This window comes from Rudaea sp., assembly GCF_036383415.1.
In the GTDB taxonomy this organism is placed as follows: domain Bacteria; phylum Pseudomonadota; class Gammaproteobacteria; order Xanthomonadales; family Rhodanobacteraceae; genus Rudaea.
In genome coordinates, this window is sequence record NZ_DASVOK010000263.1 from 1 (window position 1) to 9,769 (window position 9,769).

Annotated in this window: 8 protein-coding genes and 2 pseudogenes; 5 read left to right on the forward strand and 5 right to left on the reverse strand. The window is 65.9% G+C overall.

Annotated features, from left to right (window positions below):
- The 4 genes and pseudogenes from VF497_RS09795 to VF497_RS09810 form a co-directional block, all read right to left on the reverse strand.
- A pseudogene (locus VF497_RS09795) lies at positions 1-375 on the reverse strand (hydroxymethylbilane synthase); the annotation flags it as partial.
- Between the two features lie 68 nt (positions 376-443).
- Complete coding sequence (locus VF497_RS09800) at positions 444-1,172, reverse strand: LytTR family DNA-binding domain-containing protein (protein WP_330888145.1); 729 nt, start codon at positions 1,170-1,172, stop codon at positions 444-446.
- Positions 1,169-2,236, reverse strand: coding sequence for a sensor histidine kinase (locus VF497_RS09805; protein ID WP_330888147.1), 1,068 nt, complete (start codon positions 2,234-2,236; stop codon positions 1,169-1,171). The genes VF497_RS09800 and VF497_RS09805 overlap by 4 nt, the downstream gene beginning before the upstream one ends.
- Positions 2,237-2,252: 16 nt before the next feature.
- The gene (locus VF497_RS09810; protein WP_330888149.1) at positions 2,253-2,915 is read right to left on the reverse strand and encodes an alpha/beta hydrolase; all 663 of its coding nucleotides are present in this window, start codon (positions 2,913-2,915) and stop codon (positions 2,253-2,255) included.
- A gap of 140 nt (positions 2,916-3,055) precedes the next feature.
- Between VF497_RS09810 and VF497_RS09815 the strand changes: the two genes are divergently transcribed.
- The 4 genes from VF497_RS09815 to VF497_RS09830 all read left to right on the forward strand — a co-directional run bounded on the left by VF497_RS09815 (position 3,056) and on the right by VF497_RS09830 (position 8,741).
- Positions 3,056-5,521 carry a prolyl oligopeptidase family serine peptidase gene (locus VF497_RS09815; protein WP_330888151.1) on the forward strand — a complete coding sequence of 822 codons (2,466 nt, stop codon included), beginning with the start codon at positions 3,056-3,058 and terminating at the stop codon, positions 5,519-5,521.
- A gap of 13 nt (positions 5,522-5,534) precedes the next feature.
- Positions 5,535-5,876: a zinc ribbon domain-containing protein YjdM gene (locus VF497_RS09820; RefSeq protein ID WP_330888153.1), complete on the forward strand. Its 342-nt coding sequence runs from the start codon at positions 5,535-5,537 to the stop codon at positions 5,874-5,876.
- An 80-nt stretch (positions 5,877-5,956) separates the two neighbouring features.
- Entirely contained in the window at positions 5,957-7,213 is a 1,257-nt protein-coding gene (locus tag VF497_RS09825) for an amino acid permease (protein ID WP_330888155.1), read from the forward strand.
- Between the two features lie 91 nt (positions 7,214-7,304).
- The gene (locus VF497_RS09830; protein ID WP_330888157.1) at positions 7,305-8,741 is read left to right on the forward strand and encodes an MATE family efflux transporter; all 1,437 of its coding nucleotides are present in this window, start codon (positions 7,305-7,307) and stop codon (positions 8,739-8,741) included.
- Here the strand turns inward: VF497_RS09830 and mutM are convergent.
- Positions 8,692-9,504 carry a bifunctional DNA-formamidopyrimidine glycosylase/DNA-(apurinic or apyrimidinic site) lyase gene (gene mutM / locus VF497_RS09835; protein WP_330888160.1) on the reverse strand — a complete coding sequence of 271 codons (813 nt, stop codon included), beginning with the start codon at positions 9,502-9,504 and terminating at the stop codon, positions 8,692-8,694. The two genes, VF497_RS09830 and mutM, sit on opposite strands and share 50 nt — an antisense overlap.
- Positions 9,505-9,640: 136 nt before the next feature.
- On the opposite strand from mutM, the pseudogene VF497_RS09840 reads away from it, so the two are divergent.
- A pseudogene (locus VF497_RS09840) lies at positions 9,641-9,769 on the forward strand (acyl-CoA desaturase); the annotation flags it as partial.

Here is a 9,769-nt window from a genome sequence, read left to right on the forward strand (position 1 = left end):
GGTGCCGACACGCGCTCCGCGCGGCAGTTCATCGATGCGGGAAAAATTCACGCTGACGAAGCCGTCGGCGGCATCGGCGCGTTCGAGCACGGCGCCGACTTCGAATCCGGCATCGAGCTCCATCGGCATGTCCTTGTACGAGTGCACGGCGATGTCGGCACGGCGTTCGGCGAGCGCGACCTCGAGTTCCTTGAGGAACAGGCCTTTGCCGCCGATCTGCGCGAGCGGGCGATCGAGGATGCGGTCGCCGCGCGTCGTCATCGGCAGCAGCTCGACGGTCAGCTCGGGATGCGCGGCGCGCAGGCGCGTGGCGACGTGTTCGGCCTGCCACAGGGCGAGCGCGCTCTGGCGCGTGGCGATTCTCAGGATGTTCATGCGCCCATTATCGCCGCTTGTGGAATCGGCGCCTATTCGTCACAGATGACCGCTCACAATTCTTCGATCTATCCGCCCTTGACGAACTTGCGCAGCGCGGGCAGGTTGCGCCGGCTTACCTCGAGCTGTTCGTCGCTGTTGGCCAGGCGCACGAAGATGCGTTCATCGCTCGTGCGCGAAAGGCCGGTGACTCGATTCTTCGCAACGAGGCAGTTGCGGTGGATGCGCACGAAGCGTTGCTCGAACTCGGCTTCGAGCGTTTTCAGCGATTCCTCGATGAGCACCTCGCCGCGCGCATGATGCACGCGGACGTACTTGTCGTCGGCGATGAGGTAGTCGATGTCCGCGACCGCGACCATGACCAGGTTTCCGCGCATGCGCGCGCACAGGTGCGTGCGCTGCGCGGGCGCGCTGGTCTGCAGCTTCGCCAGGGTCGGGCCGCTGTAGCGCTGCGCGCGCGCAAGCGCGGCCTGCAGGCGTTCGAGGCGGATCGGCTTGACCAGGTAGTCCACCGCGTTCGCCTCGAACGCGGCGAGCGCGTGTTCGTCGTAGGCGGTGCAGAAGATCACCGCGGGCGCGGGGTCGAGCGTGGCGAGGTGGTGCGCGGCCTCGAGGCCGGTCATCAGCGGCATGCTGATGTCGAGCAGGACCAGGTCGGGCGCAAGCTGCGCGGAAAGTTCCACCGCGGTGCGTCCGTCGCCGGCTTCGCCGAGCACCTCGACGCCGCCGAGATCGGCGAGCAGGCTCGCCATGCGCGCGCGGGCGGGCGGTTCGTCGTCGACGATCAGGACCTTCATCGCTGGCTCGTTGTGTCCGGCAGGTACAACATCACTTCGTAGTTCTCGGCGCCTTCGCTCACATCGAGCGTGCCGTGCCGGCCGAAATGGTACTCGATCCGGCTGCGCGTGTTCGCGAGTGCCATGCCGTTTCGCGACGGCGCACGCGCGCCTTCGGCCGGGCGCGGGTTGGCGATCGTGATCGCGACGCCGTCGCCCTGTCGCCGTGCACGCAGGCGCACCGTGCCGCCGCCGGGCAATGGCTGGATGCCGTGATGGATCGCATTCTCGACCAGCGGCTGCAGCAGCAGCGCCGGCACGGGCCGGTCTTGCGGCAGGTCGGCGGCGAGATCGAACTGCACGTGCAGGCGTTCGCGCAGGCGCAGTTGTTCGATGGCGAGATAGCGCTGGGCGAGTTCGAGTTCCGCGGCCAGCGTGGACGGCTTGCCGTCGGCGCCGAGCGCGGCGCGGAACAGGTCGGAGAGATCCTCGACCGCGCGTTCGGCCGCGACCGGCTCGGTGCGGATCAGGCTCGCGATCGTGTTCATGCTGTTGAACAGGAAGTGCGGGCGGATGCGCGCCTGCAGCGCATCGAGCCGTGTGCGCGCCTCGGCCTGCACGCGCGCGCGCCACTGCTCGATCACGTAGAAATAACGCAACAGGGCCGCGCCGATCAGCGCGCACAGTGCGACGTTGCGCAGCAGGAATCGCCACTGGTACTGCGCCGGCAGGGTCAATTTCAGATTGAGCAACTGGTCGAGCACGAAGGCGAGCGCGCTGCCGGCGAGCGTGATCGCGAGCATGAGCAGGTAGGCGACGAGCACACCGTGCAGGCGAGGCAGGCGCTGCAGCCAGGCGCGCGACTTGCACAGCACGACGACGCACAGCATCGCGATCCATTGCACGAACACGGTCACCGTGCCGAGCCGCGACAACAGCGGCTGCGACTCGTCGCTCGGCGCGATCAGGATCACGAGCACGGTCAGCTCGGCCACGATCATCACCGCGACGATGACCGGCAGGCTGCAAAAATCCGGCAGCCACGAAGAATCGGGTGTCGACGCTGGCTTCGGTTCCGTGCTCACGTGCGCGGCGGATGTTTCAACGCAGGCGCGCGCCGAGCCAGCGGCGCAGGTCGGCGATTTCCTCGGCGCAGACCTGGTGCGCCATCGGATAGCTGTGCCATTCGACCGTGTAGCCGAGGCGTTGCAGCGCGTCGCGGCTCATTTCGCCGAGGCGCATTGGCACGATCGGATCGACCGTGCCGTGGCCCATGAAGACGGGAATCGCACGATTTGCCGGCGCGACTTCCGCATCGGTCTTCTCGGCCATCGGCAGATAGGTCGACAGCGCGACGATGCCGCCGAGTTTCGTCGCGTGACGCACGCCGCCGGCGATCGCGATCGCGCCGCCCTGCGAGAAGCCGGCGAGGATGATGTTCTCTGCCGCTATGTCTCGCGCCTGTTCGCGCGCGATCAGTTCTTCGAGCTGCGCGATCGACGCGCGCATGCCGGCCTCGTCCTGCTTCTGGGCGATCTCCATGCCGCTGATGTCGTACCACGCGCGCATCGGCATGCCGCCGTTGACCGTGACCGGCCGCACCGGCGCGTGCGGAAACACGAAGCGCAGCGCGGGCCAGCTGCGGTCGACGAGCTCGGGCACGATCGGTTCGAAATCGTGACCGTCGGCACCGAGGCCGTGCAGCCAGATCACGGCGTGTTTCGGCTCGGGGGCGGTTTCGATTTCGACGGTGGGCAAAGGCATGCGGCGCTCGCGGATCGGAATTCGGGCAAGCATAAGAGCAATGCCGGCAAAGAGGAATCGCGGGCCGTGACTTCCGGCCGCTTGCAGGCAGGACGGCCTCGGCTATGCTGCGCGCTTTGCGCGCCACTGGATTCAAGCACATGATTCGCCGCCCGCTTACCGCTTTCACCGCCTCGCTCGTTTTCTTCTCTGCCGCAGCCCATGCCGATACCGCGCCCGCCGCATCGGCCGCGCTGACACTGGAGACGATCATGGCCGATCCGGCCTGGATCGCCGCGGCGCCACAGCAGCCGTACTGGTCCGTTGACGGCAAGGCGGTCTACTACTCGGCCAGGCGCGGGACGTCCGCGCTCGTCGATCTGCATCGCATCGACCTCGCCGGCGGCAAGGACAGCGTCGTCGACGGCGCCGCGATGGCGGCGAGTGACGGCAGCGATGCGGTCTACGATCTCGCCGGCACGCGCGCAGCGTTCGCGCGCAACGGCGACATCTTCGTGCGCGACCTGCGCAACGGCGCACTGAGCCAGATCACGCGCACGCCGGAGCGCGAATCCGCGCCGCAGTTCTCGGCCGACGGGCGCTCGCTGAACTTCCGCGCGGGCAATGTCTGGTTCGTCCACGATCTCGCCAGCCACGTGACCGCGCAGGTGGCCGAGCTCAAGACCGAGAAGGATCCCGACGCCAAGCCGGCTGACGACGACCTGCGCGATTTCCAGCTGCGCACGTTCTCGACTCTGAAGAAGCTGCACGACGACAAGGACGCGCGCCGCGAGCACGCCGAGGAGCTGCGCCGTACTGATCCGACGCGCGCGGCCGCGCCGTTCTACCTCGGCGACGAGGTGAAGCTGCTCGACACCGAATTGTCGCCCGACGGACGCTGGCTGCTCGCGGTGACGATGGCGAAGAAGCACGACGAGGGCCGCCGCGGCGAGTTGACGCGCTACGTGACCGAGTCGGGCTACGAAGAGCCCGAGAAGGAGCGCGTGCGCGTCGGCCGCAATGCGCCCGCGCCGCAGTCGCTGCAACTGCTCGACCTCGTCGCGCACAAGGCATATCCGCTCGCGCTCGACGCGCTGCCGGGCATCCACGACGATCCGCTCAAAAGCGTGCGCGACGAAAATGCGAAGGAAAAGCAGCCCAAGTCGGGCGACAAGTCCGATGCGGAGAAGAAGGACAAGGCGGCGGACAAGCCGAAGCAGCGCGGCGTGCGCATCGTCTCAAGCGCCGAGGATGGCGGAGGCGGCGGCATCGTCTGGAGCCGCGACGGCGGCGCGCTGGCAATCCAGTTGCGCGCCATCGACAACAAGGACCGCTGGATCGCGACGGTCGATCTCGGCGGGCACAAGCTGGTGCCGCAGCATCGGCTGACCGATCCGGCCTGGATCAACTGGAATTTCAACGAATTCGGTTTCCTCGACGACAACCGCACACTGTGGTTCGAGTCCGAGGAAACCGGTTATGCACATTTGTATACAAAATCGACGGCCAGCAAAGCGCAGGCGCTGACCAACGGCAAGTTCGAGGTATCCCATCCGGCGCTGTCCACCGATGGCAAATGGTTCTACCTGCGTGCGAATGCCGAAGCTCCCTACGCCTACGACGTCTATCGCGTGCCGTCGGGCGGTGGCAAGCTTGAGCGCGTGACGCAGTACAAGGGTATGCAGGACTTCGCCCTGAGCCACGACGGCAAGCAACTACTCGTCACGCACTCGTCGAGCTACCTGCCGGCGCAGCTCGCGATCGCGAATGCCGATGGTTCGGGCACTCCGCGCGAACTCGGCGATACGCGCACTGCGGCGTTCGCTAGCATGACCTGGCTCGCGCCCGAGATCGTCGAAGTACCGTCGACGCACTTCAAGGGCGTCATCCATGCGAAGTTGTACAAGCCTGCCAATGCGGACAAATCCGCGAAGCTTCCCGCGGTGGTTTTCGTCCATGGCGCGGGCTACCTGCAGAACGTGCACTTGCAGTATCCGGCCTACTTCCGCGAGCAGATGTTCCACAACCTGCTCGTGCAGAAAGGCTACGTCGTGATCGACATGGACTACCGCGGTTCGGAAGGTTACGGCCGCGACTGGCGCACGGCGATCTACCGGCAGATGGGCCATCCGGAACTCGAGGATCTGCTCGACGGCAAGAAATACCTCGTCGACCATTACAACGTCGACCCGAAGCGCGTCGGCATCTACGGCGGCTCCTACGGCGGCTTCATGACCCTGATGGCGCTGTTCCGCGCGCCGGGCGAATTCGCCGCCGGCGCCGCGCTGCGCCCGGTCACCGACTGGATGCAATACAACCACGAATACACCTCGAACATCCTCAACATGCCGCAGGACGATCCGATCGCCTACAAGCGCTCGTCGCCGCTCGAGTTTGCCGATGGCCTGAAGGACGCACTGCTGATCTGCCACGGCGTGATCGACGACAATGTGCTGTTCGAGGATTCGATGCGGCTGTACCAGCGCCTGATCGAGTTGCACAAGGACAATTTCACGATTTCGCCGTATGCGTTGGACCGCCACGGCTTCACCAATGCCGATTCGTGGCTGGACGAATACAAGCGCATCTACAGGCTTTTCGAGCAGAATATCGGCCCGAGAAACTGAGTCGAGTATCGAGATGAGCGATCTGCCGCACTGCCCGAAGTGCAATTCCGAATACACCTACGTGGACGGCGAGCTGTACGTCTGCCCCGAATGCGCGCACGAGTGGCCACGGCAGGCCGCGGCGGAAGCCGTCGAGGAAGCGCGCGTCGTGCGCGACGCCGTCGGCAACGTGCTTGCCGACGGCGACACGGTGACCGTGATCAAGGACCTCAAGGTCAAAGGTTCTTCGTCGGTGGTCAAGGTCGGCACCAAGGTGAAGAACATCCGCCTCGTCGACGGCGATCACGATATCGATTGCAAGGTCGACGGCATCGGTCAGATGGGGCTGAAGTCGGAGTTCGTGAAGAAAGCCTAGCCTTGCTTGCGACGTCGCTGCTGATTGCGATGGAACAGTCGTAGTCCCACAATCGGCGGATGACGACAGGGCGGCGGGCATTGGGGATTTGGTCGGCGAGCGCGCTCGTCGTCGGCAACATGATCGGCTCGGGCGTGTTCCTGCTGCCCGCTTCGTTGGCGCCCTACGGGCAGGCCAGTCTCTACGGTTGGGCTCTGTCGGCGTCGGGTGCATTGCTTCTCGCCGGTGTGTTCGCTTATCTCTCGCGTCGCCACCCGGTTGCCGGTGGCCCATATGCTTACGCGCGCATCGCGTTCGGCGATCTGACCGGCTTCATCATGGCCTGGAGTTACTGGATCTCGGTCTGGTGTGCGGTCGCCGCCATTGCGGTTGCGTTCGCCGGCAGCGTCGCGGCGATCTTCCCCGCGCTCGCCACGCCCGCGCATGAAGCGGCCTGCGCGCTGATCGTGCTGTGGCTCGGCACGGCGTTCAACATTGCCGGCGTGCGAACCGCGGGCATCGCCCAGCTCGTCATCACGATCCTGAAACTGCTGCCGCTGTTCGTCGTGATCGTGGTTGGCGCGAGCAAGCTCGACGCGCAATCGTTCACGCCGTTCAATCCAAGCGGACAAAGCTGGCTGTCGGTGACGACGGTGACCGCGGCGCTCGCGCTGTGGGCCTTGCAGGGCATGGAGTGTGCGACGATTCCGGCCGAACATGTCGATAATGCCGAGAAGACCATTCCGCGCGCGACCCTGCTCGGCGTCGCGCTCGCCGCCGCGGTGACGATCGCGGCCTGCACCGTCGTGCTCGGTCTCGTGCCGCTGGATCGGTTGACGATGTCGACCGCGCCGTTCGCCGATGCGGCATCGCGCTTGTGGGGGCAGGGTGCGGGCACCGCGATGGCAGTGGCGATGGCCGTGTCCTGTCTCGGCGCACTCAATGGCTGGATCCTCGTGCAGGGCCAGGTGCCGTACGCGGCGGCATGCGACGGATTGTTCCCGGCCTACTTCGCCCGCGTCGACGCGAACGGTACACCGCGCATCGGCCTCGTCGTCGGCAGCGTGCTCGCGACCTTGCTCGTCGTCGCCAACTTCACCGGATCGCTGGTCGCGGTGTTTACCGCGTCGATCCTGCTCGCGACGGCCGCAGCGTTGTTGCCGTACGCGTTCAGCGCGGCGGCGATGCTGCGGCTCGAGTCGCGTCTGGAGCGACCGTCCGGCTGGCGTCTCGCCGTCGCTGCGCTGGCTTTCGTCTATGGTCTGTGGGCGCTGGTCGGCACGGGGGCCGAAGCCTTGATCTGGGGCGCGGGGCTGTTGCTCGCGGGGATGCCGTTCCACTTTCTGCGCCGGCATTGATAGTTTACGCCGAGGCGGGCGTGTCCAAAAGACTACCGCGGGCAGAGCATCTGCGTCAGGATACGCGCCTTCCCGCGCCCACGGCCCGCTCATGTCTTCGACGATGCAGAAGCCGAATCACGCCCTGACCCAGGGCGCGATCGGCAAGACACTGTTCCTGTTCACGCTGCCGATCCTCGCCGGCAACGTGCTGCAGTCGCTCAACGGTTCGGTCAACGCGATCTGGATCGGCCACGGTCTCGGCGAAGCCGCGCTCGCGGCCGCGTCGAACGCGAACACGATCCTGTTCTTCCTGATCGGCGCGGTATTCGGCGTCGGCATGGCGGCGACGATCCTCGTCGGCCAGAGCATCGGCGCGAACAACCTCGACCAGGCCAAGCGCGCCATCGGCACGAGCCTCGTGTTTTTCATCGTGCTATCGGTCGTCATTGCCGCGATCGGGCTCACTTTGGCCGAACCGCTGATGGCATGGATGCACATGCCGGTGGAAGCGAAGCCGCTCGCGGTCGCCTATCTGCGTGTCATCTTTCTCGCGATCCCGTTCATCTACGTCATGGCCTTCGTCAGCATGAGCCTGCGCGGCGCTGGCGATGCGCGCACGCCGTTCGTGTTCCTCGCCGTCAACGTCGCGCTCGACATCGCGCTCAATCCGCTGCTCATCTTCGGCTGGGGGCCGGTGCCGCGCATGGGCATCGCCGGTTCGGCGACGGCGACGCTGATCGCGACCGTGCTTACGCTCGCGGGCTTGATCGGCTACCTGTATCGCAGCAAGCACTTCCTGCGCATCAAGCGCGAGGAACTGCACTACCTGCGCATCGATCCGGAGATCCTGAAATCGCTCGTTGCGAAAGGCGTGCCGATGGGCCTGCAGATGATCGTGATGTCGACCTCGATGATCGCGATGATCTCGCTGGTCAACAGCTTCGGCGCACACACGACGGCCGCCTACGGCGCCTGTTTCCAATTGTGGAATTATATACAAATGCCATCGATCGCCGTCGGCATGGCGGCCTCGAGCATGGCCGCGCAGAATGTCGGCGCCGGGCTGTGGGGCCGCGTCGACAGGGTCGCGCTGACCGGACTCGGGTTCAACATCTTGCTGACTGGTTGTCTCGTGCTGGTCGTCACCCTGTTCAACCGCGGCGCGCTCGGCCTGTTCCTGCCCGCCGACGGCGGCTCGATCGAGATCGCCCAGCACATCAACCATATCGTGGTGTGGTCGTTCATTCTGTTCGGCATCTCGTTCGTGCTTGCAGGTGTGGTGCGTTCGACCGGCGCGGTGATTCCCCCGCTGGTCATCCTCGTCATCGCGCTCTGGGCCGTGCGCATTCCGTTCGCCTACGGTTTCGTCCATGCGTGGGGTGCCGATGCGATGTGGTGGAGCTTCCCGCTCGGCTCCTCGGTCTCGGCAATCCTTTCGGCGCTGTACTACCGCTACGGCGGCTGGCGCAAGGCGCGCATGCTCGCGCCGGCCGCGCTCAGCGTTGGCAGCGCGGACAGTAGAACGTCGAGCGCTGACCCAGCGTGACCGCGCGAATCGGCGTTCCGCAAACCTTGCATGGTTCGCCCGCGCGGCCGTAGACGAAGAGTTCCTGCTCGAAATAGCCCGGCGTGCCGTCGGGCGAGATGAAATCGCGCAGCGTCGTGCCACCACGCGTGATCGCGTAGTCGAGGATGCGTTTCACCTCGTCGGCGAGCCGTTCGTAGCGCGCCAGCGACACGGAACCCGCTACGCGGTTCGGATGGATGCCGGCGGCGAACAGCGCCTCGGCCGCGTAGATGTTGCCGACGCCGACGACGATCTTCTGGTCCATCAAAAAGGCCTTCACCGGCGCCGCGCGCCCGCGCGATCTTTTCCACAAGTAGGCGCCGTCGAATCCGTCGGCTAGCGGTTCCGGGCCGAGATCGGCGAGCAGTTCATGCGTCGTCCCTGGCGCCTGCCAGAGCTGCGAGCCGAAGCGGCGCGGATCGGTGTAGCGCAGGATGCGCCCCGAATCGAGGCGCCAGTCGACATGGTCGTGCGCGCCCGGCGCGACATCGCCGGCCAGCACGCGCAGCGAGCCGGACATGCCCAGATGCAGCAGCGCGCTGCCCGCCGGCGTGTGCACGAGCAGGTATTTCGCCCGCCGCTCGACCGCCTCGACACGCTGGCCTGGCAGCCTGTCGCGCAGCGCCTTCGAGATCGGCCAGCGCAGCCACGCCTGACGCACGACCACCTGGTCGATGCGCCGTCCGACGAGGTGCGGCGCAATGCCGCGGCGCGTGGTTTCGACTTCGGGTAGCTCAGGCATGCCCCCATTGTCCCATCCGGCAGGAACGCGACCAAGGGCCAAACGGGCGTATGAACCGCGCCGTTTCACTGGCGTGGGTTGCGCGCCTGACGTATGATGGCTTGCTATACCCGGGGTAGGGCTTAACGAGACGCATATGTTTGATACTGTTCTGGATTTTCTCAACGGCGGCCTGCTGCACGCGGGCTGGCTGTTCAAGGTGGTCTACTTCCTCATCGTCACCCAGCTGACGATCTTCGCGGTGACCTTGTACCTGCATCGCAGC